The organism is Streptomyces sp. NPDC054813, from assembly GCF_053611365.1.
The window spans coordinates 188,545-215,538 of the sequence record NZ_JBSHAF010000016.1 but is presented as its reverse complement, the minus strand read 5'-3'; the positions used below and the strand labels follow the sequence as shown (position 1 = coordinate 215,538).

The window sequence follows — 26,994 nt, the reverse complement described above, 5'->3', positions numbered from 1 at the left end:
GACGTCACGCGTCCGCCAGCCGAGCCTCCTCCAGGTCCAGGGACCGCTGGAGTCGTCTTCGGGTGGTGTCGCTGATCGTGTGCTCGTCGTACAGCCGCCGCAGCTCCGCCGCCTCCACCGCTATCAGGTCGCGGCGCAACTGCCGGTAGACCAGGTCGGCGGACTCGACCGTGCTCTCGGCGAGGCGGTCCCGGGCGTCGTCGAGGCGGGCGTTGAGGCCACGCCGGAGCCGGTCGAGGACCACCTCGGGCACGGCCTCCAGCTCGGACAGCTCCTCCAGGCGGCGGATGCCCGCGTCGGCCAGCCGGCAGCGGGCGGCGGCCTCCTCGCGCTCGGTGTGGTCGGGCTCCAGGGCTATGCCGGAGCGGCGCACGACGGAGGCCAGGGAGAAGCCCTGCACGACGAGGGTGACCACGACGACCGAGGTGGTCAGGACCAGGACCAGCGGGCGCTCGGTGAGGGGCGAGCCGTCCTTCGCCACCACCGGGATCGACAGCGCGGCCGCCAGCGGCACCACACCCCGGGTGCCGGCCCAGGTGAGCACCACCGGCACCCGCCAGTTCGGCCGCTGGATGCCGCCCTTGCGCTGCACCACCGCCGACAGCGGCGCCAGCCACAGCAGCCGTACCGCGATCAGCGTGCCGGCCACCGCCAGCGCGTACAGCGGCCACGCCCTGTCCCCGTCGGACAGCGCCCGCACCTGGGCTGGCAGTGCCAGCCCTATCAGGCTGAAGACCACGCTCTCCAGCAGGAAGACCACCGTGCCGTAGACGGCGTGCAGCTGGAGCCTTATGCGGGCGTTGGTGAGCCGGTCGCCACGTCCGCCCAGAACCACGCCCGCCACGACCACCGAGGTCACCCCGGAGGTGTGGGCCGCCTCCGCGAGGACGTAGGCCGCGTACGGGGTGACCAGGGAGATCACCGTCTCCAGGACCGGGTCCTCGGTGCGCCGCCGGATCAGTGCGACGACACCGGCCAGGACCGCGCCGATCAGGGTGCCGCCGCCCGCCAGCACCAGGAACTCGCCGCCCGCCGCCCCCCAGCTCGCCGCCGCCGATGCCACCGCGACGCTCACCGCGACCCGGTAGAGCACCAGGGAGGTCGCGTCGTTGAAGAGGCTCTCCGCCTGGACCAGCATCTGCACCTTCGGCGGCAGCGCGAGCCGGCGGCCGAGCGCGGTCACCGCGACCGGGTCGGTGCTGGCCAGGATCGCGCCGAGGACCAGCGCCATCTGCCAGGACAGCGGGGTGACCATGGAGGCGACCATGCCGACGGCCGCGGCGGAGGCCAGCACCAGGCCCACCGCGAGCACCCCGACCGGCTTCCAGACCGCACGCAGCTCGCGCCAGGACAATTCCTCCGCGCTGGCGTAGAGCAGCGGCGGCAGGACGACCAGGCCGATGACGTCCGGGCTGATCTGGATCGTCGGGGTGCCCGGCAGCAGGGCCACGGCAAGGCCCGCGACCACCAGGAGGGAGGGGGCGGGAATCCGCCACCGGCGGGCGAAGGTCGCCACCACCGTGGCCAGTACCACGAGTGAAAGAACCGTACCCACACTGCGCATGCCGTCCCCCTGGGGCTGTACAGGAGCCACTGTGACTCCCCGCCGACCAGACTTCCCGGCACACCGCCTTCACCCTATCCCGGAGCGCAGCCGTCAAGACAGTGTCAACGTCCTCGTCAGTGGCGCCAGAGACGCGTCAAGAAGCCGATCACGGGCCCTGCGCAGCGCTTCTCTTTGAGGTGATGAACGACGTACCGCGCGGACGACTGAAGGTCTACCTCGGGGCCGCCCCAGGGGTCGGCAAGACCTACCGCATGCTCGACGAGGCTCAGCGCCACGCGTCCCGGGGCGCGGACGTGGTGGTGGGGTTCGTGGAGTTCCACGGGCGCCCCCGGACCGAGACCATGATCGACGGCCTGGAGGTCGTGGCACGCCTGCGCTGCGACTACCGGGGCGGTGAGTTCGAGGAGATGGACGTCGCGGCCGTGCTGGCGCGCCGCCCGAAGGTGACGATCGTCGACGAGTTCGCCCACACCAACATCCCTGGCGGAGGCCGGCACCCCAAACGCTGGCAGGACGTCGAGGACCTGCTCGCGGCCGGCATAGACGTGATCACCGCCGTCAACATCCAGCACCTGGAATCCCTCAAGGACGTCGTCGAGAAGATCACCGGGGTGCCGCAGCACGAGACGGTGCCCGACGAGGTCGTCCGGCGGGCCGAGCAGATCGAGTTCGTGGACATCCCGCCGGAGGGCCTGCGCCGGCGCATGGCGCACGGCAACATCTACGCCCCCGAGAAGGTCGACGCGGCCCTCGCCAACTACTTCCGCCCCGGCAACCTCACCGCCCTGCGCCAGCTGGCCCTCCTCTGGGTCGCCGACCGCGTCGACGAGGCGCTCCAGTCCTACCGCGCCGAGCACGCCATCGGCGGGGTGTGGGAGACCCGGGAGCGGGTGGTGGTCGCGCTGACCGGCGGTCCGGAGGGCGACACGCTGGTACGACGGGCCGCCCGCATCGCCGACCGGTCGGCGGGCGGCGACCTGCTCGCCGTGCACGTGGCCCGCAGCGACGGCCTGGCCGCCGGTGTCTCGCACGCCTCGCTGGCCCGGCAGCGCCGGCTGGTCGAGGACCTCGGCGGCAGTTACCACTCGGTGGTCGGCGACGACGTGGCCGCCGCCCTGGTCGAGTTCGCCCGCGCCGAGAACGCCACCCAGCTCGTCCTCGGCACCAGCCGCCGGGGCCGCCTCGAACGCTTCCTCACCGGACCGGGAACGGGGGAGATCGTCACCGCGCTCTCCGGTGACATCGACGTCCATCGGGTCACCCATGAGCGCGCCGGCCGCGGCACGCTGCTGCCCTCCCGGCGCCGTACGCTCTCCCCCCGCCGCCTGATCGCGGGACCGGTGGCGGGGCTGGTGCTCCCGGTGCTGCTGACCAGCGCCCTCGCCCAGGTCCGCGGCACCGTCAACCTGACCAGCGAGGCCCTGCTCTTCCTGCTCGCGGTGGTCGGCGTGGCCTGCATAGGCGGGGTCACCTCCGCCGTGATCGCCTCCGTCACCGCGTCCCTGCTGCTCAACTACTGGTTCATACCGCCCGTCGGCCAGTTCACCCTCGACGATCCCAACGCCCTGCTGGCGCTCGGGGTGTTCGCGGTCGTGGCCGCCACCGTCGCCGGGGTCGTAGACCGCTCGCTGCGGCTGTCCCGGCGCGCGGCCCGGGCCGCCGCGGAGGCGGAGACCATGTCGTCGCTGGCCGGGAGCATCGTGCGCGGCGGCCAGACCATCCCGGCCCTGCTGGAACGCACCCGCGAGACCTTCGGCATGGATTCCGCCGTGCTCGTCGACGAGCCGCCCGACGGTGCCGACGTCACCACCGTGCCGGCCGGCCCCGGCAACTACCTGGTCCTGCGCGGTCGTACCCCCTCCGCCTCCGAGCGGCGGGTGCTCGGCGCCTTCGCCGCGCACGTCGGCTCGGCGGTGGAGAGGGCCCGGCTCGCGCAGGCCGCGGCCGAGGTCGAACCGGTACGCGCCGCCGACCGCATGCGCACCGCGCTGCTGCGGGCCGTCGGCCACGACCTGCGCACCCCGCTCGCGGCCGGCTGGGCGGCGGTCACCTCGCTGCGCAGCCGCGAGGTGGAGTTCTCCCCCGAGGACCGGGACGAACTCCTCGCCACCGCCGAGGAGTCCATGGCCCGGCTGAGCCGGCTGATCGACAACCTCCTCGACCTCAGCCGTCTGGAGGCCGGCGTCCTCACCCTCAACCTCCGGGCCACCGCCCTGGAGGAGGTGCTCCCGGCGGCCCTCGCGGACACGCCGACGGTCGACGTGCACGGCGAGCCGGAGAACATGCCACCGCTGCTGGCCGACCCGCCGCTGCTGGAGCGTGTGATCGCCAACCTGGTCGGCAACGCGGCCCGCTACAGCCCGCCCGGCAAGCGGGTGCTGGTGACGGCGAGCGCGCTGGCCGGGCGCGCCGAACTCCGGATCATCGACCGGGGCCCCGGCCTGCCCGCGGGCGGCCGTGACCGCCTCTTCGAGCCCTTCCAGCGGCTCGGCGACACCGACAACACCACCGGCCTCGGCCTCGGCCTCGCCCTCGCCCGCGGGCTCACCGAGGCGATGGACGGCACCCTGACCCCCGAGGACACCCCGGGCGGCGGACTGACCATGGTCGTCTCGCTGCCCCTGGCCGATCGGACCCAACCCTTCCGGACGCCGCAGAGCGTAGGAGGTGCCTCATGAGCAGCACACCCGCCGGTATGGCACACGCGACCTTCAGGTGGCCCGTGCCCACCAGGGACGGGGCAGCGCTCGCCGCGGGCCTCGCCCTCCCCTTCCTGGTCACCCTCGTCCTGGTCCCCTTCCGCACCGACCTGTCCCATACCAACGCGGCGCTGGTCCTGGTCGTGGTAGTCGTCGCCGTGGCCGCCGGCGGGATCACCGTCGGACGGCGGACCTGGGACCTGGAGAGACCGACGCGGGCTACCTCGCCCGCATCCACGCCACCGCCGACCTGGTCCGGTCCGTCAAGTCCGCCGACGCCGTCGTCGACCACGTGCGCGGCGAACTGACCGGCCTGCTCGGCCTGTCCGGCTGCCGCTTCGAGTACGGCACCCTGCTGGGACAGCCGGCCCGGCTGGGCAAGGACCGTACGGCAACGGGCACTACCTCGGCCGGTTCATGCTCACGCCGGGATCCGGGCCGGTGCCTCCGCTGCAGGCGCGGCTGGTCGCGGTGACGCTGGCCGACCAGACGGGGGCGGCGCTGGACACGGCGGGGCCGGTCAGCGCGGGCTGACCAGCGCAGGGGGGCCGGGCCCCCGGCCCGGGCCCAACCGGCACGTTGGCATGCTCTTGGCGAATTCTTGAACGGAGGTCGCGTTCCGGCCGGAACCGGTCGCGTCGCCTCTGCCGTTCTGGCTGATGTGACGTCAACTCTGCTCGTACCAGCGGCATCCGGAGAGCGAACCGGACACATGGTGATCTGCGGTGACGACGGACTCGCGCACCGGCTCGCCGTCGAACTGGACGCCGTGTGCGGCGAGGCCGTCACCGTCGTCCTGCCGTCCGCCGACGACGAGCGCGGCGCCCAGGTAGCGGCCCTGCACCGCGACCCGGCCTCCGCCGTCCGACTGCATGTCTCCGCCCGCCCGGACGAGACCACCCTGCGCGCGGCCGGTGTCGAACGGGCCGCCGCGCTTGCCCTGATCTACCGCGACGACCAGGTCAACCTCACGGCTGCCCTGCTCGCGCGCACGATCAATCCCTCCGTACGGCTGGTCGTGCGGATGTTCAACAGGGAACGCGGCAGCCATCTGGAAAGGCTCCTGGACCGGGCGGCGGGCCTGTCCGACACCCTGGCGTCGGACACCTCCACCACCGTGCTCTCCGACGCCGACACCGCCGTACCCGAACTGGTCGCGGCGGCCGCCGTGGGTTACGGCCACACTCTCCAGGTCGAGGACAGGGTCTTCCGCGGGGTCGTACGGCCCGCGGGCACACCGTCGCGGGCCACCGATCTGGCCACCCTCGCGGTGCTCTCCGGCGCCCACGAGGACGACCCGGCCGGCCAGGACAGTGCGGAGACACCCGGCGACGACGGCACCCACCTGCTGCCGGACGACCACACGGCGTACCACCGGCAGTTCACGCACGGGAGGCTGATGCTCGAGGAGGTCACCCACCACCACACCGCCGCACCGGCCCGGCGGGCCCGGCGCGTCCAGCCGGTGCGTTGGGTGCGGGCACGGCTCTCCCATCTGCCGTGGCGGGTCTTCCTCTCCCACCAACTGGCGGCCGTCTATGGCTCGTTGGCGGCCGTGGTGGTCGCCCTGTCCACTGCCACCGCGCTCTTCGCCGATGAGCACCCCTGGTGGAAGAACGTCTATCTGCCCCTCCTGGACATCTTCACCATGGGCGATCCGGCCACCGAGGAGTCGCCGGCCCGCCGCATCCTCCAGCTCCTCGCGGGCTTCGTCGGGCTGGCCGTGCTGCCCCTCGTCGTCGCCGCGACCATGACCGCCACGGAGGCGTTCCGTACCGCCTCCGCGAGCCATCCGCCGGAGGACGACGTCAGCGGTCACATCGTCCTGGTCGGCCTCGGGATGGTGGGCATGCGTGTGCTGGACCGGTTACGCACCACCGGCCACCGGGTCGTGGTCATCGAGCGGGACCCGCAGGCCCGTGGCGTCACCCTCGCCCGCGAACTCGGCGTCCCGCTGATCCTGGAGGACGCCACGGCACCCGGCGTACTCGACCTGGCCCGGGTCCGGCAGAGCGGCTCGCTCCTCGTCCTCACCCGCGACGACGGCCAGAACCTCGACATCGTCATGGCCGTCCGCGAGGCCAACCCCGAGGTACGGGTGGTGATCCGGCTGTACGACGACGACTTCGCCGCGACCGTCCAGCGCACCCTGCACGCGTCGTACCCGGACGCGCTCACCCGGAGCCGAAGCGTTTCGGCACTGGCCGCGCCGTCGTTCGCGGCGGCGATGATGGGACGTCATGTGCTGGGGGTGATGCCGGTGGAGCGGGGGTCGCTGCTGTTCACCTGCGTGGATGTGGCCGGGCATCCCGAGCTGGAGGGACGGTCGGTGCACCAGGCGTTCCGGCGGCGGGAGTGGCGGGTACTGGCGGTGGGGCCCGCCGCCGGACGGGCGGGGGCCTTCGACTGGCGACCGCCGCAGGGGCGGGTACTGCACACGGGGGACCGGGTGGTGATGGTGACCACTCGGCGAGGGCTCGACGTGCTGATGACGGGGGTGGGGCAGGGCTGAGAAGGCCTACTCCAGCCCCGACGCCTTGAAGACGGCTCGGGCGCTCTCGCGTTCGACCTGTTCGCCGAGTCGGCTGAGCGCCATCGAACCGCACGTGAGGGTGCCGGCCGCGGCGGCCTTGCGGGCGCCCTCGTCCACGCGCAACCACAGGTCGGGGTTGGCGACGAGAACCTGAGGGTCGATTGCCAACCGTTCACCGAAGGCGTCGCGGAGCAGCAGCCGGGGGGAGATGCCGTCGAGGCAGCGGACGGAGACCAGGAGGTCCGTGCGGACCCTGCGGGTGCGCAGCAGCCGGCGGGAGGTGAGCCAGCCGTCGCCGACGCGGACCCTGGCGGGGCAGAGGGCGGCGAAGAGGAGCAGGGCGAGCGCGGTCCACAGGGCGGCGCGCCACCAGGTGAAGGAGGCCGCCGCCCAGTCGACCAGGAGGAGAAGGACGAGGAGCGCGCCGGCGCAACGGGCCGATGCGTGGAGGTCCTTGGACCAGCGGTGGTCCTCGGCGGGACGGGCTTCTTCGCCGTGCTGCATGGGGTGAAGGTAGGGAGCGGTGGAGCACGGCGTCAGCAGGTGCGGCATGTCTTTGATGGGACACTGACGGTCGTGGGTCCGTGCGGCCCCGTGGGGGCTGGTCGCGCCCACGCGGCGGTAGCCGCACATCGATACAGCCCCGCGCCCCTTTGGGGCGCGCTGCAGTCGACCTTGTCAAGAAGGCGTCAAAGTCGGACCCTCCCGCGCGAAGAACGCGCAAGGGATTGGCGGACCTGGCCGGGACGGGACAGAACCTAGTCGCATCGCGCGCGGTACTACCGCGCGTGAAGGCATATCCCGTTCGTTAAGGAGCACCCTCCCATGTCCGTACTGACCGCCGAACCGGGCGCCGTGCCCGCCGGTGAGGAGCCGCCCGATACCGACGAGCGGCACCGGCTCACCGCCGTCACCGGCCTCGCCGCGCTGTCGCTGGACGCCATGGCGTCGGTGGCGTACGGACCGGAGGCCATCGTGCTGGTGCTGGCCGCCGCCGGTGCGCACGGGCTCGGCTTCACGCTGCCGGTCACCCTCGCCATCGCGGCCCTGCTGGGGGTGCTCGTCGCCTCGTACCGACAGGTCATCGCGGCCTTCCCGGACGGGGGAGGGTCGTACGCCGTGGCCCGGACGCATCTCGGTGCCCGGACCAGTCTCGTGGCCGCCGCGTCCCTGGTGCTCGACTACGTCCTCAACGTCGCCGTCGCGGTCACGGCCGGTGTCGCCGCGCTCACGTCCGCCTTCCCGGCCCTCTACCCGCACCGGCTGTGGATCTGCCTGGCCGTGCTGGTGCTGATCACGGGCGTCAACCTGCGCGGCATCGTCGAATCGGCGAAGGCGTTCATCGTGCCGACGGTCGTGTTCGTCGGGGCGATCTTCGTGCTGATCATCGTGGGGCTGTTCCGGTCGTCGCCGGCGAGTACCGTCACCGCCGCCGGGCACGCCTCCGTCCTCGCCGACAACGCCTCCACCATCGGCGCCCTGCTCCTGCTGAAAGCTTTCGCCTCCGGTTGTGCCGCGCTCACCGGCGTCGAGGCCATCGCCAACGCCGTGCCCTCCTTCCGGGTGCCGCGCGTCAAGCGGGCCCAGCACGCCGAGGTCGCCCTCGGGGCCGTGCTGGGAGCGATGCTGATCGGGCTTTCGGTGCTGATCTCCCGGTTCCACCTCCAGCCCGTGGCGGGCGTGACCGTACTTGCCCAGCTCGCCGACGCCTCGCTCGGCCACAACTGGGGCTTCTACGTCATCCAGTTCGCCACGATGATCCTGCTGGCCCTGTCCGCCAACACCTCGTTCGGTGGACTTCCGGTGCTGCTCAAGCTGCTCGCCCGGGACAACTACCTGCCGCACGTCTTCGCGCTCAAGGCCGACCGACAGGTGCACCGGCACGGGGTGCTCGCCCTGGCCCTGGTCTCGGCCGCGCTGCTGGTGTTCTCCGGCGGCGACACCAACACGCTGGTGCCGCTGTTCGCCATCGGTGTCTTCGTCGGCTTCACCATCGCCCAGGTGGGCATGGTGAAGCACTGGAGACTGGAGCGCGGGCCCGGTTGGCGGGGGAAGGCGCTGCTCAACGGCTTCGGGGCGGTCCTGACCGGTGTCGCGACCGTCGTCGTCACCGCCAGCAAGTTCACCGACGGCGCCTGGCTTGTCGTCGTGATGCTGCCGCTGCTCGTCGCCGCCTTCGGCGCCGTGCACCGTGCCTACGGGCGGATCGGTGAGCGGCTGGGGCTCGGGCGGATTCCCGAGCCGCCGCACCGCGAGCGGTCGGTCGTGATCGTGCCGGTGTCGTCCCTGTCCGGGCTCACCTCCCATGCCCTGTCCGCGGCCGCCTCCCTCGGCGACGAGGTCCGTGCCGTGACCGTCTGCCATCCCGACCTCGAGGACCGGGCCCAGCTGCACGCCCTGGAGCGCGCCTGGGCCGAGTGGGACCCCGGGGTGCCGCTGGTGAGGCTGAGCTGTGAGCGGCGCACCCTCGGCCGTCCCATCGCCGCGTACGTCCGTGAGGTGACCGCCGCCGAGCCGGCCACCCAGGTGACCGTGCTGATCCCGGAGACCGAGCCCGAGCGGCTCTGGCAGCGGCTGCTGCAGAACCAGCGCGGCGCCGTCGTCGCGCACGCCGTGCGCCGGGAGACCGACGCGGTGATCTGCCGTCTGCGGTTCCGCCTGTCCTGATACGCCTGATACGCCCGAGGCCGGCGTTCCCCCAGTTCAGGGGGGTTTCGGCGGCCGAATGGCGCTGTCCGGTCGCGGGTTGGTCGAGGCCGCGTAAGAGTCCCGTCAAAGGGGCGAACACCGCCGTAAGGGACCCGTCAACGGTGGCTGAATCCGGCCAGAAAGACGCTTTCCTCTAACAGTCCAAGTCCGTTCCCGAATCTCATCCAGGAGTTCACGATGGCCGATCTGGCCTTCGTCGTCACCGTGCTCGCGGGTTTCGCGCTGGTGGCCCTTGTCGCCAAGGGGGTGACCAAGCTGTGACCGCCGAGAACATCGTCGGCCTCGTCGTGGCCGTCGCCCTGCTGGGCTATCTCGTCCTCGCCCTGATCTTCCCGGAGAGGTTCTGAGACAGACATGGGTCCCGTAACCGCCGCCGTGCTCCAGCTGGTCGCGCTCATAGGCGCGCTGGCGCTCTGCTACATCCCCTTCGGCAACTACATGGCCAAGGTCTACTCCTCCGACAAGCACTGGCGCGTCGAGAAGTGGATCTACAAGGGCATCGGCGCCAACCCCGACACCGAGATGCGCTGGCCCGCCTATCTGCGCGGTGTCCTCGCCTTCTCCTTCATCGGCGTCCTCTTCCTCTACCTGCTGCAGCGGCTCCAGGGCATCCTGCCCGGCTCGCTCGGCTTCGATTCGGTCAACCCGGCGCAGTCGTTCAACACGGCCGTCTCCTTCGTGACCAACACGAACTGGCAGTCGTACTACGGCGAGCAGACCATGGGTCACGTCGTGCAGACCGCCGGTCTGGCCGTGCAGAACTTCCTCTCCGCGGCCGTCGGCATCGCCGTCGCCGTGGCGCTGGTGCGCGGGTTCGCGCGCTCGCGCACCGGTGAGATCGGCAACTTCTGGTCCGACCTGGTGCGCGGTGTCATCCGCATCCTCGTGCCGTTCTCCGTGCTCGCCGCGATCATCCTGGTCGCCTGCGGTGCCATCCAGAACTTCTCCGGCATCCACGAGGTCGGCCAGTTCATGGGCGGCTCCCAGCAGTGGAACGGCGGCGCGGTCGCCTCCCAGGAGGCCATCAAGGAGTTCGGGACCAACGGCGGCGGTTACTTCAACGCCAACTCCGCCCACCCGTTCGAGAACCCGACGCCCTTCACCAACCTCTTCGAGATCTTCCTGATCCTGCTGATCCCGTTCTCCCTGACCCGCACCTTCGGTGTGATGGTCGGCTCGGTGAAGCAGGGTTACGCGATCCTCGCCACCATGGGCACCATCTGGCTCGGCTTCACCGTCCTGATGATGTGGACCGAGTTCGCCCACCACGGTCCGGCGCTCCAGCTCGCGGGCGGCGCGTACGAGGGCAAGGAGGTCCGCTTCGGCGTCGGCTCCTCGTCGATCTTCGCGGTGTCGACCACCCTGACCTCGACCGGCGCGGTGGACTCCTTCCATTCCTCGTTCACCGGCCTGGGCGGCGGTATCACCCTGCTCAGCATGATGCTGGGCGAGATCGCCCCCGGCGGTACCGGCTCCGGCCTCTACGGCATCCTGATCATGGCGATCATCGCGGTGTTCATCGCCGGTCTGATGGTCGGCCGCACGCCCGAGTACCTGGGCAAGAAGATCGGCGCCCGCGAGATCAAGCTGTCGGCGATCTACATCCTGATCACCCCGGCGCTGGCGCTCGTGTTCGCCGCGGCCTCCATGGCCCTGCCGACCCCGCCGCACTCCATGCTCAACCCGGGAGCGCACGGCTTCTCCGAGGTGCTGTACGCCTTCACCTCGGCGGCCAACAACAACGGTTCGGCCTTCGCCGGCCTGAACGCGAACACCGACTGGTACAACACCATGACCGGACTCGCGATGCTGTTCGGCCGCTTCCTGCCGATGGTGTTCGTGCTGGCGCTGGCCGGCTCGCTCGCCGAGCAGAAGCCCGTCCCGGCCACGGCCGGCACCCTGCGCACCGAGAAGCCGCTCTTCACCGGCCTGCTCGTCGGCGCGATCCTGATCATCACCGGTCTGACCTACTTCCCGGCCCTGGCGCTGGGCCCGCTGGCCGAGGGGCTGGCGTCGTGAAAACCCGAACGGAAGCCCACGAGGACACCATGTCCACACCCACCCTTGCGCCCCACCAGGACGCGCCGACCGGGCACAAGCCCGCCGAAGGCCGCGTCGGCGCGGGCCTGTTCGACCCCAAGCAGCTGATCAGGTCCCTCCCCGAGGCCTGCCGCAAGCTCGACCCGCGGGTCATGATCAAGTCGCCCGTGATGTTCGTGGTGTGGGTCGGCTCGATCCTGACCACGGTCTTCTCCTTCAAGGACCCGGGCGACTGGTTCGGCTGGACCATCAGCGCCTGGCTGTGGCTGACCGTGATCTTCGCGAACCTCGCGGAGGCGGTCGCCGAGGGCCGAGGCAAGGCCCAGGCCGACACCCTGCGCAAGGCCAAGACCGACACCGTCGCCCGGCGACTGGTCGGTGACACCGAGGAGCAGGTGCCCGGCACCGAGCTGAAAATCGGTGACCTGGTGGTCTGTGAGGCCGGCGACATCATCCCGGGTGACGGTGACGTCGTCGAGGGTGTCGCGTCGGTCGACGAGTCGGCGATCACCGGTGAGTCGGCTCCGGTCATCCGCGAGTCCGGCGGTGACCGGTCCGCGGTCACGGGCGGTACCAAGGTGCTGTCGGACCGGATCGTCATCAAGATCACGACGAAGCCGGGCGAGACCTTCATCGACCGGATGATCAGCCTCGTCGAGGGCGCGGCCCGGCAGAAGACGCCGAACGAGATCGCGCTGAACATCCTGCTCGCCTCGCTGACGATCGTCTTCCTGCTGGCCGTCGCCACCCTCCCGCCCTTCGCGGACTACGCGGGCACCCACCTGACGATGGTCGTGCTGGTCGCCCTGCTGGTCTGCCTCATCCCGACCACCATCGGCGCGCTGCTCTCCGCGATCGGCATCGCCGGCATGGACCGCCTGGTGCAGCGCAACGTGCTCGCCATGTCGGGCCGTGCGGTCGAGGCCGCCGGTGACGTCTCCACGCTGCTGCTGGACAAGACCGGCACCATCACCCTCGGCAACCGCCAGGCCTCCGAGTTCCTGCCGGTACGCGGGGTCACCGAGGCCGAGGTCGCCGACGCGGCCCAGCTGTCGTCGCTGGCCGACGAGACCCCCGAGGGCCGCTCCATCGTCGTCCTGGCGAAGGAGAAGTACGGGCTGCGCGAGCGGCACCAGGGCGAGCTGGCGCACGCCGAGTGGATCGCCTTCACCGCCCAGACCCGGATGTCGGGTGTGGACGTCGACGGCAGGAAGATCCGCAAGGGCGCGGCCGGTTCGGTCATCGCCTGGGTCCGCGAGCAGGGTGGCACCGTCGCCGAGGACGCCGACACCCTCGCCAACCGCATCTCCGAGGCCGGCGGCACCCCGCTCCTCGTCGCAGTCGAGGACGCCGAGGGCGCCCGGATCCTGGGCGTCATCCACCTCAAGGACGTCGTCAAGGAGGGCATGCGGGAGCGGTTCGAGGAACTGCGCCGCATGGGCATCAAGACCGTCATGATCACGGGTGACAACCCGCTGACCGCCAAGGCGATCGCCGAGGAGGCGGGCGTCGACGACTTCCTCGCCGAGGCCACCCCCGAGGACAAGATGGCCCTCATCAAGCGGGAGCAGGCGGGCGGCAAGCTGGTCGCGATGACCGGTGACGGCACCAACGACGCGCCCGCGCTCGCGCAGGCGGACGTCGGCGTGGCGATGAACACGGGTACGTCGGCCGCGAAGGAGGCCGGCAACATGGTCGACCTCGACTCCAACCCGACCAAGCTCATCGAGATCGTCGAGATCGGCAAGCAGCTGCTGATCACGCGCGGTGCCCTGACCACGTTCTCCATCGCCAACGACGTCGCGAAGTACTTCGCGATCATCCCGGCCATGTTCGCGGTGGTCTACCCGGGCCTGGACAAGCTCAACATCATGCACCTGTCCTCGCCCAGCTCCGCGATCCTGTCCGCGGTCATCTTCAACGCGCTGATCATCATCGCGCTGGTGCCGCTCTCGCTGCGAGGCGTCCAGTACAAGCCGGTCAGCGCCGACAAGATGCTCCGCCGCAACCTCGGGATCTACGGCCTCGGCGGCCTGATCGCGCCCTTCATCGGCATCAAGATCATCGACCTGCTCATCTCCCTCATCCCCGGAATCGGCTGAAGGCCATGAACAACTCCGTAAGCAACACCGCCCGGCTGCTCTGGGCGGGCCTGCGCGCCCTCCTCGTGCTGACCCTGGTGACGGGCGTGATCTACCCGCTGGTCGTCACCGGCATCGCCCAGGCCGCGTTCAGCAACAAGGCGAACGGCTCCGAGGTCAAGGCGGACGGCAAGGTCGTCGGCTCGTCCCTGATCGGGCAGTCGTACAACCTGCCGCTGAAGAAGGGGCAGGAGACCCCGGACGCGGCCCTGCAGTGGTTCCAGGGCCGTCCGGCCAACGGGCTCGGCAGCAACAGCATCAACACCAAGTACACGTTGATCCTTTCGGGTGCGACCAACCTCGCCGCCGACAACAAGGTGCTGATCCAGCAGGTGAAGGACGCCAAGGCCGCGGTCGTCAAGGACAACTCGGTGCCCGGCTACACGGTCACGCCCGCCCAGGTGCCGGCCGACGCCGTCACCTCCTCGGGCTCCGGCCTGGACCCGGACATCTCCCCGGTCTACGCCGAGCTCCAGGTCCACCGCGTCGCGGCGAAGAACAACCTCTCCGTCGACCAGGTGGAGAAGCTGGTGAACGACCACACCACGGGCCGGACCCTCGGCTTCATCGGTGAGCCCCGGGTGAACGTCCTCGAACTCAACATCGCGCTGAAGGAACTGATCAAGGGCAGCTGATGACCCGAGTGCTGGTCGTGGAAGACGACCCACAGCTCGTACGGGCACTCGTGATCAATATGCAGGCACGCCAGTACGGAGTGGACGCGGCGCCCGACGGCGCCACGGCCCTCCGGCTGGCGGCCGCGCGTCAGCCGGACGTGGTGATGCTCGACCTCGGACTGCCCGACATGGACGGGGTCGACGTCATCAAGGCGCTGCGCGGCTGGACCCGTGTACCGATCCTGGTGCTGTCGGCACGGCAGGCCTCCGACGAGAAGGTCGCCGCGCTGGACGCGGGCGCCGACGACTACATCACCAAGCCGTTCAGCATGGACGAACTCCTCGCCCGGCTGCGGGCGGCGGTCCGCCGTACCGAGGAGGTCCCGCTCGCCCCCGAGACCACCCTGGTGGAGACGCCCGACTTCACCATCGACCTGCTCGCCAAGAAGGCCGTACGGGCCGGCCACGACGTACGCCTCACCCCCACCGAGTGGCATCTGCTGGAGATCCTGGTCACAAACCCCGGCCGGCTCGTCACCCAGAAGCACCTGCTGCAGGAGGTGTGGGGGGTGTCGCAGAGCAACAAGACCAACTACTTGCGGGTCTATATGGCCCAGCTCCGCCGCAAGCTCGAGGCGGATCCGTCCCACCCCCGATACCTGATCACCGAGCCCGGCATGGGCTACCGCTTCGAAGGATGACATGGCACGCGGCAGGCTTCGGATCTACCTCGGCGCGGCTCCCGGCGTGGGCAAGACCTACGCGATGCTCTCCGAGGCCCACCGCAGGATCGAACGGGGCACCGACTGTGTCGTCGCGTTCGTCGAGCACCACGGGCGGCCGCGCACCGAGGTGATGCTGCACGGCCTGGAGGAGATCCCGCGCAGGGAACTGGAGTACCGGGGTGCGGTGTTCACCGAGATGGACGTCGACGCCGTCCTCGCGCGCCGCCCCCAGGTCGCCCTGGTCGACGAACTCCCGCACACCAACATCCCCGGCTCCCGCAACGCCAAGCGCTGGCAGGACGTCGAGGAGCTGCTGGCGGCCGGGATCGACGTTGTCTCCACCGTCAACATCCAGCACCTGGAGTCCCTCGGTGACGTCGTCGAGTCCATCACGGGGGTACGGCAGCAGGAGACCGTGCCCGACGAGGTGGTACGGCGCGCGGACCAGATAGAGCTGGTCGACATGTCACCGCAGGCGCTGCGCCGGCGCATGGCGCACGGCAACATCTACAAGTCGGACAAGGTCGACGCGGCTCTCTCGAACTACTTCCGGCCGGGAAATCTCACCGCCCTGCGCGAACTCGCGCTGCTCTGGGTCGCGGACCGGGTCGACGAGTATCTCAACGAGTACCGCAGCGAGCACCAGGTCTCGAAGATCTGGGGCTCCCGGGAGCGGATCGTGGTCGGCCTGACCGGCGGCCCGGAGGGGCGGACCCTGATCCGGCGGGCCGCCCGGCTGGCCGAGAAGGGCGCCGGCGGTGAGGTGCTGGCCGTCTACATAGCGCGCAGCGACGGCCTCACCTCCGCCTCCCCGAAGGAACTCGCCGTCCAGCGCACCCTGGTCGAGGACCTCGGCGGCACCTTCCACCATGTCCTCGGCGACGACGTCCCGAGCGCCCTGCTCGACTTCGCCCGCGGGGTCAACGCCACCCAGATCGTCCTCGGCGTCTCCCGGCGCAGCAGCTGGCAGTACGTCTTCGGGCCGGGCGTCGGCGCCACGGTCGCCCGCGAGTCGGGGCCCGATCTCGACGTCCACCTCATCACACACGACGAGGCGGGCAAGGGGCGGCTCCCGCTGGCGCGTTCGGCGCGGCTCGGCCGGTCCCGGATCATCTGGGGCTGGCTGGCCGGCGTGCTCGGACCGGTCCTGCTGACCTGCCTGCTGACCGGCGTCGCACCGGAGGTGGGCCTGGCCAACGACATGCTGCTGTACCTCGCCCTGACGGTCGCCGCGGCCCTGCTCGGCGGACTGCTCCCGGCGCTCACCTCGGCGGTCGTCGGCTCTCTGCTGATCAACTGGTTCTTCACGCCGCCCGTGCACACCTTCACGATCGCCGACCCCAAGAACATCGTCGCCATAGCGATCTTCGTCGGGGTCGCGGTGTCGGTGGCGTCGGTGGTGGACCTGGCGGCCCGGCGCACCCAGCAGGCGACCCGGCTGCGCGCCGAGTCGGAGATCCTGTCCTTCCTCGCCGGCAGCGTGCTGAGAGGGGAGACCAGCCTGGAGGCGCTCCTGGAGCGGGTGCGGGAGACCTTCGGCATGGAGTCGGTGGCGCTGCTGGAGCGGACGGACGACGTGGCGCCGTGGACCTGCGCCGGCAGCGTCGGGCCTCGGCCCTGTCAGAAACCGGAGAACGCGGACGTCGACATGCCGGTCGGCGACCACATGACCCTCGCCCTTTCCGGGCGGGTGCTGCCGGCCTCCGACCGGCGGGTGCTGGCCGCGTTCGCCGCCCAGGCCGTCGTCGTGCTCGACCGGCAGCGGCTCCAGCTGGAGGCGGACCAGGCCAAGGAGCTGGCGGAGGGCAACCGGATCCGTACCGCGCTGCTCGCCGCCGTCAGCCACGATCTGCGCACCCCGCTGGCCGGGATCAAGGCGTCGGTGTCATCACTGCGTTCGGACGACGTCGAGTGGTCCGAGCAGGACCGGGGGGAGCTCCTGGAGGCCATAGAGGCGGGCGCCGACCGGCTCGACCACCTCGTGGGGAACCTCCTCGACATCACCCGTCTGCAGACCGGCACCGTCACGCCCATCGTCCGCGAGGCCGACCTGGACGAGGTGGTGCCGATGGCGCTGGGCGGGGTCCCCGAGGACAGCGTCGAGCTGGACATCCCGGAGACGCTGCCCATGGTGCACGTCGACAAGGGGCTGCTGGAGCGGGTCGTGGCCAACGTGGTCGAGAACGCCGTCAAGTACAGCCCCGCGGACACCCCCGTGCTGGTGAGGGCCAGTTCCATGGCCGACCGGGTGGAGGTGCGGGTCGTGGACCGCGGGCCCGGCGTCCCGGACGAGGCCAAGGAGCGCATCTTCGAGCCGTTCCAGCGGTACGGCGACTCGCCGCGCGGCGCCGGGGTCGGTCTCGGTCTGGCCGTGGCCCGGGGGTTCGCCGAGGCGATGGGCGGCACGCTCACGGCCGAGGACACGCCGGGCGGGGGGCTCACGATGGTGCTGAGCCTGCCGCCGGCACCGGGGCGGAGACCGGAGCGGCCGGATCTCTCGACCGCGGTGACGTCGTAGGGTCCGGTCCGCCCCGCTGACGTCCTCACGTATCAGGACGACAACTGCCGTACGTTCAGGGGAAGATGCCAGCTGTTGCGGCGGTGCGCCGACGTCAGCGCGTCTTCCAGCGGGGACGGCGGTATCGCGAGGACCGGGCAGTGCGCGTGGGTCAGGCAGTAGCGGGTGACGCGGCCCGAGAACGCGCGGTGCCAGCCGCGCCGGCCCGCGCCGACGACCAGGATGTCGTCGTCCCGGTCCGCCGTCTCCACCAGGGCCAGGCCGGGGGTGGCGCGGACGACGAGACCGTGCAGCGGGACGCCGGCCGGCGCCGCCTCGCCGAAGACCTCGCAGAGTACGACCAGCAGCCGCTCCCGGGCCAGCCGCTGCCACTCCTCGACCAGCGCCGGCGGGGTGGGGGAGCGGCGCGCCGCCAGCTCACCGCCGGGCGGCTCCCAGGCCAGCACCGGCCACAGCTCGGCTTCGCGCCGCCGGGCCTCCGCCGCCGCGCGGCGCAGGGCCGTGACGCTGCCCAGCGAACCGCTCACACCGACAACGACCCGACCGGATGTGCAGGTGTCGTAACCGGACATCTATCCACCGTACTTCAGCAGCGGACCCCGGGCGTGTCCCGGGGACGGACCGCCTCCATGACACTCCCCGGAGCCGGGCGCGGGCCAGCCCCGCAGCCGCTTCTTGGCACGCCTCTGACGCCCGCGACCAGCATCGACGGCCCCTCCGTCAGCGTCCCGTCAACGTCGACGCGATCACCGTCAGCGTCCCGTCATGAGCCATCGGAGGACCGCCGGGGGCGGGCATAGCTTCTTGGGCGAGCCCCGGTCGGCCTCCCCGCTTCCGGGGCACCAGCTCTTTCCTGTACCAGGAGGCATCCCATGCCAGAACTCTTGTGCGGTGACGATCCGGAACCTTCCGATCGCTCCCCGGCCGGACCTCTGTTCGTACCTGTCCGGCCGGGACCCGCGGGATGTGCGGCCCGCCTGTTCCGCACTCCCCTGGGCGAGCGAACCGCGGTCGGTTTCACCTCGGCCCGCCAACTCGCCGCCACGCTCGGCCCCGACCAGGCCTGGATCCGGCTCGCCGAACCCGCGCTGCGTGCCCTGACCGCACCGCTCGGCGTCACCACCGTCACGGTCGACCCCCAGCTGTCCGCGCCGGCTCCGACGCCGGTAGGACCGCTCGCGCCGGTCGCCGTGTCCTCGCGGATCGCCCGAGCCGCCTGAATCGTCTGAGAGGGGAGCGGTCGATGACCACCCTGCACGAACCCGTCGTCACTACCACGCCCGCCGATCTGTCGGTGTGGCCCGCCTCCACCACCGAGCCCCGGCCCGGCGACCTGGCCGTGGGCGGTGTCCCGCTCGCAGAGGTCGCCGACCGCTTCGGCACCCCCGTCTACGTCCTGGACGAGGACGAGGTCCGCGAGCGCTGCCGCACCTACCGCCATGCCTTCCCCGACGCCGAAGTCCTTTACGCCGCCAAGGCGTTCCTGTGCCGGGCGATGGTCCACTGGACCGAGGAGGAGGGCCTCGGCCTGGACGTCTGCTCGGCCGGTGAACTGGAACTGGCGGTCACCGCCGGGTTCCCGCCGGAGCGGATCGTCCTGCACGGCAACGCCAAGTCCCCGCGGGACCTGGAGGCCGCGCTGCGGCTGGGCGTGGGACGGATCGTGATCGACAGTCCGTCGGAGATCGCCCGGCTGGCCGCCGCTGTCGGGCCCGACGGGCACCAGAAGGTGATGGTGCGGGTGGTGCCCGGCATCAGCGCGGGCGGCCACGAGAAGATCCGCACCGGCACGGACGACCAGAAGTTCGGGCTGTCCATCGCCGACGGGTACGCGCAGCACGCCATCGCCCGGATACTCGACCAGCCGCAGCTGGAACTCACCGGACTGCACTGCCACCTGGGCTCCCAGATCACCAGCGTCAAGCCGTATCTCGCCGCGGTGCGCCGGATGGTCGGCCTCATGGCCCGCCTGCACGAGCAGCACGGACTGGTGCTGCCCGAGCTGGACCTCGGCGGCGGCCACGGCATCGCCTACCGGCCCGGCGAGGAGGCTCTCGACCTCACCGCCCTGGCCCGTAAGGTACGCGCCGAGCTGACGGAGGCGTGCGCGGCCGCCGGGCTGCCGGTGCCCCGCCTGATCATCGAGCCGGGCCGGGCGATCGTGGGACCGGCCGGGATCGCCGTGTACCGCGTCCTCGCCGTCAAGAAGACCGGTGACCACACGTTCGTCGCCGTCGACGGCGGGATGAGCGACAACCCGCGGCCCGCTCTGTACGGCGTCCGGTACGCGCCCCGGCTCGTCGGCCGCACGAGCGGCGCGGCGCCGGCTCCGGTGACCGTCGTGGGGCGGCACTGCGAGGCGGGGGACATCCTGGCCGCCGACGTCGAACTCCCCTCCGACCTGCGCCCGGGAGACCTGCTCGCGGTCCCGGTGGCCGGTGCCTACCACCTCTCCATGGCTTCCGGCTACAACCTGGTCGGCCGACCGCCGGTCACCGCGGTCCGGGACGGCCACGCCCGGCTGCTGGTCCGCCGCGAGTCCCTGGAGGACATCCGCCGCCGGGACGTCGGGCTGTAACCCGGCCCGTCCCCCCGATCCACCTCCGGGCGAGCGACGGCCCGGTCCTCGCCCGGAGGTGTCCCATCCCAAGTCCCCGTACCACGCCTGAACTTTTGAAGAAGAGGTCCCTGTGACGATCGAGAACATCGTCGGGCTGATCGTCGCGGTCGGTCTGCTGGCCTACCTCGTGGTGGCCCTGATCAAGCCGGAGCGCTTCTGATGACCGCGCCCGCACCCGTACGCGAGAAACCCGTCGGCACGGTACGACCGCCCGACGTGGAGACCGGCCGCCGGATAGGCGCCGGACTGCTCGACCCCCGGCAGCTGTGGCGGGCCCTCCCGGCCGCCCTGCGCAAGCTGAACCCGGCGACCCTGGCCCGCAACCCGGTCATGTTCGTCACCGAGATCGGCGCGGCCCTGACCACGGGGCTCGCGATCGCCCACCCGTCCGGGTTCGGCTGGCTGATCACCGTCTGGCTGTGGCTGACCGTCGTCTTCGCCAACCTCGCCGAGGCGGTCGCCGAGAGCCGGGGCCGTGCCCAGGCCGACACCCTGCGCGGGATGCGCCGCCAGACCGTCGGCCGCCGGCTCACCGGCCCGGCGGACGGTCCGTACGCCGAAGAGAGCGTCGGCGCGGGCCAGTTGCGGCGTGGTGACCTCGTGGTCGTCGAGGCGGGGGAGCTGGTGCCCGGCGACGGCGATGTCGTCGAGGGCGTGGCCAGTATCGACGAGTCGGCGATCACCGGCGAGTCCGCACCGGTCATCCGGGAGTCGGGTGGCGACCGCTCCGCCGTCACCGGCGGCACCCGCGTGCTGTCCGACCAGATCGTCGTGCGGATCACCCAGGAGCCCGGCGAGTCCTTCCTGGACCGGATGATCTCCCTGGTCGAGGGTGCCAACCGGCAGAAGACCCCGAACGAGCTGGCCCTCAACCTGCTGCTCGTGATGATGACCTTCGTCTTCCTGGTCGCGGTCCTCACCCTGCAACCGATGGCGATCTTCTCCAAGGAGTTCATGTCGGCCGCGCCCGACACCCAGGCGCTCACCGCCGACGGCGTCACCGGTATCGTCCTGGTCTCCCTGCTGGTCTGCTGACCACCATCGGCGGACTGCTCTCCGCGATCGGCATCGCCGGCATGGACCGGCTGGTGCAGCGCAACGTGCTCGCCATGTCGGGCCGCGCAGTGGAGGCTGCGGGCGACATCAACACACTGCTCCTCGACAAGACCGGCACCATCACCTACGGCAACCGGCGGGCGAGCGCCCTGCTGCCGGTCGGCTCCGTGCTGGGACGCCACGTCGCCGAGGCCGCGCTGCTGTCGAGCCTGGCCGACGAGACGCCCGAGGGGCGCTCGATCGTCGAGTACGTGCAGGGGCAGTTCGGTATCGCGGCCACCGAACCCGAGGGCGCCCAGTGGGTCGCCTTCTCCGCAGTGACCCGGATGTCCGGGGTGGACCTGCCGTCCGGCCGACGGCTGCGCAAGGGCGCGGCCACCGCGGTCGCCGCCTGGGTCGCGGAGAACGGTGGCACGGTACCGGTCGCCCTGGAAGCCTGCGTCGAGCAGGTCTCGGCGTCCGGCGGCACCCCGCTCGCGGTCGCCGAGGCCTCCGGTGACGGCCCGGCCCGGCTGCTCGGCGTCGTCCATCTCAAGGACGTCGTCAAGCCCGGCCTGCGGGAACGCTTCACCGAGCTTCGCCGGATGGGCATCCGCACGGTCATGATCACCGGCGACAACCCGGTCACCGCACGGGTCATCGCCGAGGAGGCGGGCGTCGACGACTTCCTCGCCGAGGCCACCCCCGAGGACAAGCTCGCCCTGATCAAGAAGGAACAGGCGGGCGGCAAGCTGGTCGCGATGACCGGTGACGGCACCAACGACGCGCCGGCCCTGGCCCAGGCGGACGTCGGCGTGGCGATGAACACGGGTACGTCGGCCGCCAAGGAGGCCGGCAACATGGTCGACCTCGACTCCGACCCCACGAAGATCATCGACATCGTCGAGATCGGCAAGCAACTCCTGATCACCAGGGGCGCGTTGACCGCGTTCTCGATCGCCAACGACATCGCCAAGTACTTCGCGATCCTCCCGGCGATGTTCGGCGGGGTCTATCCCGCCCTCGACGCGATCAACATCATGCGGTTGCACTCGCCGGCCTCCGCGATCCTGTCCGCGGTGATCTTCAACGCGGTCATCATCGTCGCGCTGATCCCGCTGGCCCTGCGGGGCGTCCGCTACCGGCCCAGCAGCGCCGACGCGCTGCTCACCCGCAACCTGTGGATCTACGGCGTGGGCGGGCTCGTGCTGCCCTTCCTCGCGATCAAGCTCATCGACTTCGCCGTCGTCCAGTTCATCCCGGGGCTCTGACTCATGATCTTCGTCTCCAGAATGCCCTCCTGGATCGGCCACCATGTGGCGGCGATCCGGGTGGTCATCGTGCTCACCGTGGTGCTGGGCCTCGCCTACCCCCTGGCCATGACCGCGATCGCGCAGGTCCCCGGCCTACGGGACAACGCACAGGGCCGTACCTCCCTGATCGGCCAGTCCTTCCTCGACAAGAAGGGCGACCCGATCCCGTACTACTTCCAGTCCCGCCCCTCCAACGCCGGTACCGGCTACGACGCCTCGGCCTCCGCCGCCGGCAACCTCGGCCCGGAGTCGACCGTCGACGTCCTCGGCCCCGACGGCAAGCAGAGCCTGCTGACCCAGGTCTGCGCCCGCAGCAAGGCGGTCGGTGAACTGGAGCACGTCGACGGCTCCCGGCCGTACTGCACCCCGGACGGGGTCGGCGCCGTCCTCGGTGTGTTCCGCGAGGGCGGTACGACCGGGAAGGCGACCCGGGTCGTGAGCCTGAACCAGGCCTGTCCCGCCAAGCCGTTCCTCGCCGCCTACGAAGGCGTGACCGTCGAGTGCGCCCAGGCCGGCGAGGACTACGGCGCGGCCGTCGTCACCCCCGTCCGCGGTGACGCCACCGCCCGTCCGAAGGTCCCCGCCGACGCGGTCACCGCGAGCGGCAGCGGCCTCGACCCACAGATCAGCCCGGCGTACGCCGAACTCCAGACGCCCCGCATCGCCCGCGAACGTGGCATGACCGAGGCGGCCGTACGCAAGCTGGTCGGGAAGTACACCAGCGGCCGGGCCCTCGGCATCCTCGGCGAACCCGCCGTGAACGTCGTCCAGTTGAACGCGGCCCTCGACCGCACGCATCCCGTGAAGGGAGCCTGACCCCATGTACGGCTGGCTTCAGGCCACCCTCGTCCTCGCCGTCGTCGTAGGACTGCACGTCCCGCTCGGCGACTACCTGGCCCGCGCCCTCGACGGCGGCCGGCACCACCGCGCCGAGCGGGCCCTCTACAAGGTCTGCGGCGTCGACCCGGACCGCGAACAGGACTGGCGGCACTACCTGTTCGCCCTCCTCGCCTTCAGCCTGGTGAGCATCGCCGCCCTGTTCGCCCTGTTCACCCTCCAGGGCGGGCTGCCCTGGTCGACCGGGCACGCGGGCATGCCCTGGCGGCTCGCGCTGCACACCGCGGTCAGCTTCACCACCAACACCAGCTGGCAGAACTACGCCGGCGAGTCCACCACCGGCCACCTCGCGGTCATGGCGGGCCTGGGCGTGCAGGCGTTCGCCTCGGCGGCCGTCGGCATCTGCGCCGCGCTGGCCCTGATCCGCGGCCTGGTCCGCCGGGACACCGACCGGCTGGGCAACTTCTGGGTGGACCTGATCCGTACGATCTTCCGGGTCGTCCTCCCGCTGTCGATCGTCTCCGGGATCATCCTCATCGCCCTCGGTGTCCCGCAGAACCTCGTGAGCCCGCACACCGTCACCACCGTCGCGGGCGGACAGCAGACCATCCTCGGCGGCCCGGTCGGCTCCTGGGAGCCGCTCAAGCTGATGTCGGGCGACGGCGGTGGCATCTTCAACGCCAACAGCGCGCACCCCTTCGAGGACCCGTCCGCGTTCACCAACGCGATCGAGATCGTCCTCATGCTGCTGATTCCGACCGCCTTCGTCCGCACCTACGGCCGCATGATCGGCTCCCTGCGGCAGAGCTGGACGCTGCTCACGGTCGTCGGCATCCTCTTCGGCCTGCTGCTGGCGGCCGGCAGCCTCGCCCAGAACGCCCACACCGGCACGGTGACCGAGGCCGTCGGCGGACCGTACGAGGGCACCGAGACCCGCTTCGGGGTCCCCGGCTCGACCCTCTTCGGCATCGCCGCCACCGGTTCCGCCGACGGCGCGGCGAACGCGTCGTACGACAGCTTCTCCAGCCTCGGCGGCGGGGTGCTCCTGTCGGCCATGATGCTCGGCGAGATCGCGCCCGGCGGCACCGGCAGCGGACTGTACGGCCTGATCATGGCGGTGCTGATCGCCGTCTTCGTGGGCGGACTGATGGTCGGCCGGACCCCCGAGTACCTGCGCAAGCGGATCGGGTTCCCGGAGATGCGGTACGTCGTGCTGTACGCGCTGGTCGCCCCGACCGCCGTCCTCGGCTGCGCCGCCCTCGCGGTCGCGCTCGGCGACGGGCAGTCGTCCATGGGCAACCCGGGGCCGCACGGCCTGACGGAGCTGGTGTACGCCTACACCTCCAACGTCAACAGCAACGGCAGCGCCATGGCCGGCTTCAACGGCGCCACCGACTTCCACAACCTGCTGATGACGGCGGCGATGCTCGTCGGCCGCTATGTGCCCATGGTGTTCCTGCTGGCCCTGGCAGGACGACTGGCCCGCCAGCAGCCCGGTGTGGTCACCGTCGGCACCCTCCAGGCCCGTGGCGTCAACTTCGTCGCCCTGGCCACCGGGGCCGCGCTCATCCTGGCGCTGCTCAACTTCCTGCCCGCGCTGTCCCTCGGCCCGTTGGCGGAGGGGCTCCTCTAGAGACTCCCGGACGGGCCGGCCATCCCTCACTCACGCCGGCCGGCCCGTCCGGGCCCGTCACGGGGCGGGCCGGCCGGGCACGGCGGACACTGTTGTCGACCGTCCCACCGGCCGTGATGGGGTCCCGATGGCGTATGGCCTGGCACGTCGTGAACTGAGACCGAGGGTTCCGCTGCGCCCGGGCGAGGGCGACAAGCACGGTCTGACCAGCCTGGAAGGGCTGGCCGCGCTCTCCCTGGACGCACTCAGCTCGGTGGCGTACGGTCCCGAGGCGATCGTGCTGGCCCTGGTGGTCGCCGGCACCGGGGCACTCACCGCCACCCTGCCCATCACCCTGGCGATCACCTTTCTGCTCGCCGCGCTGGTCGTCTCCTACGGCCAGGTCATCGCCGTTCACCCGGACGGCGGTGGCGCCTACGCCGTCGCCAAGACGGATCTCGGCGGCACCGCGAGCCTGCTCGCCGCCGCCAGCCTGGTCGTCGACTACGTGCTCACCGTCGCCGTCAGCCTCGCCGCCGGCGCCGACGCGCTCGCCTCGGCCTTCCCGTCCCTGGGCCACGACAAGCTGCTCGTCTGCCTGATCGGCCTGGCCCTGCTGGCGGCCGTGAACCTGCGGGGCATCGCCGAGAGCGCCCGGGTGCTGATGCTGCCGACCCTCCTGTTCATCGTGGCGATCCTCGGCGTGATCCTGCTCGGCCTGCTGCGCTCGCACCCGGTCGCCGCCGTCGGCACCGACCAGCCCGTGCACGCGACCGAGGCGCTGGGCGCGCTGGTGATCCTCAAGGCGTTCTCGTCCGGCTGCTCGGCCCTGACCGGCGTGGAGGCCATCGCCAACGCCGTGCCGACTTTCCGGCCCCCCAGCGTCAGGCGCGCCCAGCGCACCGAACTGATGCTCGGCGGGCTGCTCGGGATCATGCTGATCGGCCTGGCGATCCTCATCCACCGCGACCATGTGGCCCCGCGCGGCGGGGTGACCGTCCTCGCGCAGCTCACCGCGGGCGCCTACGGCACCGGCTGGCCCTACTACGTCACCAATCTCCTCGTCACCCTGGTCCTGGGCCTGGCCGCCAACACCAGCTTCGGCGGGCTGCCGGTGCTGATGAGCCTGCTCGCCCGCGACCACCGGCTGCCCCACCTCTTCGGCCTGCGCGCCGAACGCCCGGTCTACCGCTACGGCGTGCTGGCTCTCGCCCTGCTGGCCGCACTGCTGCTGATCGCCACCGACGCCGACACCCACCGGCTGCTGCCGCTCTTCGCCATCGGCGTCTTCATCGGCTTCACCCTCAGTCAGACCGGTCTGGTCCGGCACTGGGCGACGCAGCGGCCGCACGGCTGGAAACGCCGGGCGCTGATCAACGGCACCGGCGCCCTGCTCACCACCCTCGCGGGGGTCATCCTGCTGGTCACCAAGTTCCTCGGCGGTGCCTGGGTGGTCGTGCTCGCCGTGCCGCTGCTGATGCTGCTGTTCGCCCGCATCCAGCGCTACTACACCGCCGTGGGCCAGGAACTGGGCCTCGGCCGCACCCCGCAGCCCCCGGTCCGGCACACCGGCAGCCTGGTGATCGTGCCGATCGGCGAGGTCAGCAAACTCGCCCGGCACGCCCTGGGCGCCGCCCTCGCCCTCGGCGACGAGGTGGTCGCCGTCGCGGTGCACGCCGACCCGGTCAGGTCCCGTGCGCTGGAGGAGGCCTGGGAGCGGTGGAACCCGGGAGTGCGCCTCGACATCGTCGACAGCCCGCACCACTCGCTGGTGCAGCCGATCGTCGACTACGTGCAGCGGGCGGCGGAGGACGGCCGCCAGGTCGCCGTCCTCATCCCCGAGGTGGAGCCGAAACACCGCCGCTACGAGATCCTCCAGAACCAGCGCGGCCTGCTCCTCGCCACCGTCCTGCGGGCCCGCACCGACGTCGTGGTCTGCCTGCTCCCGTACCGGCTGAAGCTGTAGTACACCCGCCTTGTCGGGCCCGGGACAGCCCCTTACAGTGCGCCTCGTAATGTTCGCCGACC

19 protein-coding genes and 1 pseudogene are annotated in these 26,994 nt (G+C 71.3%); 17 read left to right on the top strand and 3 right to left on the bottom strand.

Annotated features, from left to right (window positions below; genetic code table 11):
* Positions 1-4: 4 nt before the first annotated feature.
* On the bottom strand, positions 5-1,564 hold the full coding sequence (locus ACWGJB_RS30170) for a Na+/H+ antiporter (protein ID WP_453383210.1): 1,560 nt from the start codon (positions 1,562-1,564) through the stop codon (positions 5-7).
* Between the two features lie 182 nt (positions 1,565-1,746).
* Here ACWGJB_RS30170 and ACWGJB_RS30165 point away from each other — a divergent pair, with 182 nt between their 5' ends.
* The 3 genes from ACWGJB_RS30165 (at position 1,747) to ACWGJB_RS30155 (ending at position 6,778) form a co-directional block, all read left to right on the top strand.
* Positions 1,747-4,245, top strand: coding sequence for an ATP-binding protein (locus tag ACWGJB_RS30165; RefSeq protein WP_453383209.1), 2,499 nt, complete (start codon positions 1,747-1,749; stop codon positions 4,243-4,245).
* Positions 4,242-4,574, top strand: a complete 333-nt coding sequence (locus ACWGJB_RS30160) for a hypothetical protein (RefSeq protein ID WP_453383208.1) — start codon at positions 4,242-4,244, stop codon at positions 4,572-4,574. The genes ACWGJB_RS30165 and ACWGJB_RS30160 overlap by 4 nt, the downstream gene beginning before the upstream one ends.
* Before the next feature lie 404 nt (positions 4,575-4,978).
* Complete coding sequence (locus ACWGJB_RS30155) at positions 4,979-6,778, top strand: NAD-binding protein (protein WP_453383207.1); 1,800 nt, start codon at positions 4,979-4,981, stop codon at positions 6,776-6,778.
* A gap of 6 nt (positions 6,779-6,784) precedes the next feature.
* On the opposite strand, the gene ACWGJB_RS30150 is transcribed toward ACWGJB_RS30155, so the two are convergent.
* Positions 6,785-7,303 carry a hypothetical protein gene (locus tag ACWGJB_RS30150; RefSeq protein ID WP_453383206.1) on the bottom strand — a complete coding sequence of 173 codons (519 nt, stop codon included), beginning with the start codon at positions 7,301-7,303 and terminating at the stop codon, positions 6,785-6,787.
* A gap of 321 nt (positions 7,304-7,624) precedes the next feature.
* On the opposite strand from ACWGJB_RS30150, the gene ACWGJB_RS30145 reads away from it, so the two are divergent.
* The 7 genes from ACWGJB_RS30145 to ACWGJB_RS30115 all read left to right on the top strand — a co-directional run bounded on the left by ACWGJB_RS30145 (position 7,625) and on the right by ACWGJB_RS30115 (position 17,549).
* Positions 7,625-9,466, top strand: a complete 1,842-nt coding sequence (locus tag ACWGJB_RS30145; RefSeq protein ID WP_453383205.1) for an APC family permease — start codon at positions 7,625-7,627, stop codon at positions 9,464-9,466.
* A 299-nt stretch (positions 9,467-9,765) separates the two neighbouring features.
* On the top strand, positions 9,766-9,855 hold the full coding sequence (kdpF, locus tag ACWGJB_RS30140; RefSeq protein WP_016434100.1) for a K(+)-transporting ATPase subunit F: 90 nt from the start codon (positions 9,766-9,768) through the stop codon (positions 9,853-9,855).
* A 7-nt stretch (positions 9,856-9,862) separates the two neighbouring features.
* The gene (gene kdpA / locus ACWGJB_RS30135) at positions 9,863-11,527 is read left to right on the top strand and encodes a potassium-transporting ATPase subunit KdpA (protein ID WP_453383204.1); all 1,665 of its coding nucleotides are present in this window, start codon (positions 9,863-9,865) and stop codon (positions 11,525-11,527) included.
* A gap of 29 nt (positions 11,528-11,556) precedes the next feature.
* Positions 11,557-13,650 carry a potassium-transporting ATPase subunit KdpB gene (gene kdpB / locus ACWGJB_RS30130; RefSeq protein WP_453383203.1) on the top strand — a complete coding sequence of 698 codons (2,094 nt, stop codon included), beginning with the start codon at positions 11,557-11,559 and terminating at the stop codon, positions 13,648-13,650.
* Between the two features lie 5 nt (positions 13,651-13,655).
* The gene (locus ACWGJB_RS30125) at positions 13,656-14,324 is read left to right on the top strand and encodes a potassium-transporting ATPase subunit C (protein ID WP_453383202.1); all 669 of its coding nucleotides are present in this window, start codon (positions 13,656-13,658) and stop codon (positions 14,322-14,324) included.
* Positions 14,324-15,007: a response regulator gene (locus ACWGJB_RS30120; RefSeq protein ID WP_453383201.1), complete on the top strand. Its 684-nt coding sequence runs from the start codon at positions 14,324-14,326 to the stop codon at positions 15,005-15,007. Before ACWGJB_RS30125 ends, ACWGJB_RS30120 begins: the two co-directional genes overlap by 1 nt.
* Before the next feature lies 1 nt (position 15,008).
* A complete protein-coding gene (locus ACWGJB_RS30115) occupies positions 15,009-17,549 on the top strand; it encodes an ATP-binding protein (protein ID WP_453383200.1) in 2,541 nt (846 codons plus the stop codon).
* 32 nt (positions 17,550-17,581) lie between these two features.
* Here the strand turns inward: ACWGJB_RS30115 and ACWGJB_RS30110 are convergent, their stop codons facing one another.
* Positions 17,582-18,121, bottom strand: a complete 540-nt coding sequence (locus ACWGJB_RS30110) for a universal stress protein (RefSeq protein ID WP_453383199.1) — start codon at positions 18,119-18,121, stop codon at positions 17,582-17,584.
* 300 nt (positions 18,122-18,421) lie between these two features.
* On the opposite strand from ACWGJB_RS30110, the gene ACWGJB_RS30105 reads away from it, so the two are divergent.
* The 7 genes and pseudogenes from ACWGJB_RS30105 (at position 18,422) to ACWGJB_RS30075 (ending at position 26,932) form a co-directional block, all read left to right on the top strand.
* Positions 18,422-18,769 (top strand): SAV_915 family protein, encoded by a 348-nt coding sequence (locus ACWGJB_RS30105; protein WP_453383198.1) that lies wholly within the window; start codon positions 18,422-18,424, stop codon positions 18,767-18,769.
* Positions 18,770-18,792: 23 nt separating this feature from the next.
* Positions 18,793-20,127, top strand: a complete 1,335-nt coding sequence (lysA, locus tag ACWGJB_RS30100) for a diaminopimelate decarboxylase (protein WP_453383197.1) — start codon at positions 18,793-18,795, stop codon at positions 20,125-20,127.
* Between the two features lie 112 nt (positions 20,128-20,239).
* Positions 20,240-20,329 carry a K(+)-transporting ATPase subunit F gene (kdpF, locus tag ACWGJB_RS30095; RefSeq protein WP_360493140.1) on the top strand — a complete coding sequence of 30 codons (90 nt, stop codon included), beginning with the start codon at positions 20,240-20,242 and terminating at the stop codon, positions 20,327-20,329.
* A pseudogene (gene kdpB / locus ACWGJB_RS30090) lies at positions 20,329-22,475 on the top strand (potassium-transporting ATPase subunit KdpB). The gene kdpF (ACWGJB_RS30095) and the pseudogene kdpB (ACWGJB_RS30090) overlap by 1 nt, the downstream one beginning before the upstream one ends.
* 21 nt (positions 22,476-22,496) lie before the next feature.
* The gene (locus ACWGJB_RS30085) at positions 22,497-23,333 is read left to right on the top strand and encodes a potassium-transporting ATPase subunit C (RefSeq protein ID WP_453383196.1); all 837 of its coding nucleotides are present in this window, start codon (positions 22,497-22,499) and stop codon (positions 23,331-23,333) included.
* 4 nt (positions 23,334-23,337) lie between these two features.
* Entirely contained in the window at positions 23,338-24,987 is a 1,650-nt protein-coding gene (kdpA, locus tag ACWGJB_RS30080) for a potassium-transporting ATPase subunit KdpA (protein ID WP_453383195.1), read from the top strand.
* 127 nt (positions 24,988-25,114) lie between these two features.
* A complete protein-coding gene (locus ACWGJB_RS30075; RefSeq protein WP_453383194.1) occupies positions 25,115-26,932 on the top strand; it encodes an amino acid permease in 1,818 nt (605 codons plus the stop codon).
* The last annotated feature ends 62 nt before the right edge of the window (positions 26,933-26,994 follow it).

Excerpts from the sequence above, each read along its gene's own strand:
- ACWGJB_RS30170 (WP_453383210.1), bottom strand. The coding sequence starts at position 1,564 with ATGCGCAGTGTGGGTACGGTTCTTTCACTCGTGGTACTGGCCACGGTG.
- ACWGJB_RS30165 (WP_453383209.1), top strand. The coding sequence starts at position 1,747 with ATGAACGACGTACCGCGCGGACGACTGAAGGTCTACCTCGGGGCCGCC.
- ACWGJB_RS30160 (WP_453383208.1), top strand. The coding sequence starts at position 4,242 with ATGAGCAGCACACCCGCCGGTATGGCACACGCGACCTTCAGGTGGCCC.
- ACWGJB_RS30155 (WP_453383207.1), top strand. The coding sequence starts at position 4,979 with ATGGTGATCTGCGGTGACGACGGACTCGCGCACCGGCTCGCCGTCGAA.
- ACWGJB_RS30150 (WP_453383206.1), bottom strand. The coding sequence starts at position 7,303 with ATGCAGCACGGCGAAGAAGCCCGTCCCGCCGAGGACCACCGCTGGTCC.
- ACWGJB_RS30145 (WP_453383205.1), top strand. The coding sequence starts at position 7,625 with ATGTCCGTACTGACCGCCGAACCGGGCGCCGTGCCCGCCGGTGAGGAG.
- kdpA (WP_453383204.1), top strand. The coding sequence starts at position 9,863 with ATGGGTCCCGTAACCGCCGCCGTGCTCCAGCTGGTCGCGCTCATAGGC.
- kdpB (WP_453383203.1), top strand. The coding sequence starts at position 11,557 with ATGTCCACACCCACCCTTGCGCCCCACCAGGACGCGCCGACCGGGCAC.
- ACWGJB_RS30125 (WP_453383202.1), top strand. The coding sequence starts at position 13,656 with ATGAACAACTCCGTAAGCAACACCGCCCGGCTGCTCTGGGCGGGCCTG.
- ACWGJB_RS30120 (WP_453383201.1), top strand. The coding sequence starts at position 14,324 with ATGACCCGAGTGCTGGTCGTGGAAGACGACCCACAGCTCGTACGGGCA.
- ACWGJB_RS30115 (WP_453383200.1), top strand. The coding sequence starts at position 15,009 with ATGGCACGCGGCAGGCTTCGGATCTACCTCGGCGCGGCTCCCGGCGTG.
- ACWGJB_RS30110 (WP_453383199.1), bottom strand. The coding sequence starts at position 18,121 with ATGTCCGGTTACGACACCTGCACATCCGGTCGGGTCGTTGTCGGTGTG.
- ACWGJB_RS30105 (WP_453383198.1), top strand. The coding sequence starts at position 18,422 with ATGCCAGAACTCTTGTGCGGTGACGATCCGGAACCTTCCGATCGCTCC.
- lysA (WP_453383197.1), top strand. The coding sequence starts at position 18,793 with ATGACCACCCTGCACGAACCCGTCGTCACTACCACGCCCGCCGATCTG.
- ACWGJB_RS30085 (WP_453383196.1), top strand. The coding sequence starts at position 22,497 with ATGCCCTCCTGGATCGGCCACCATGTGGCGGCGATCCGGGTGGTCATC.
- kdpA (WP_453383195.1), top strand. The coding sequence starts at position 23,338 with ATGTACGGCTGGCTTCAGGCCACCCTCGTCCTCGCCGTCGTCGTAGGA.
- ACWGJB_RS30075 (WP_453383194.1), top strand. The coding sequence starts at position 25,115 with ATGGCGTATGGCCTGGCACGTCGTGAACTGAGACCGAGGGTTCCGCTG.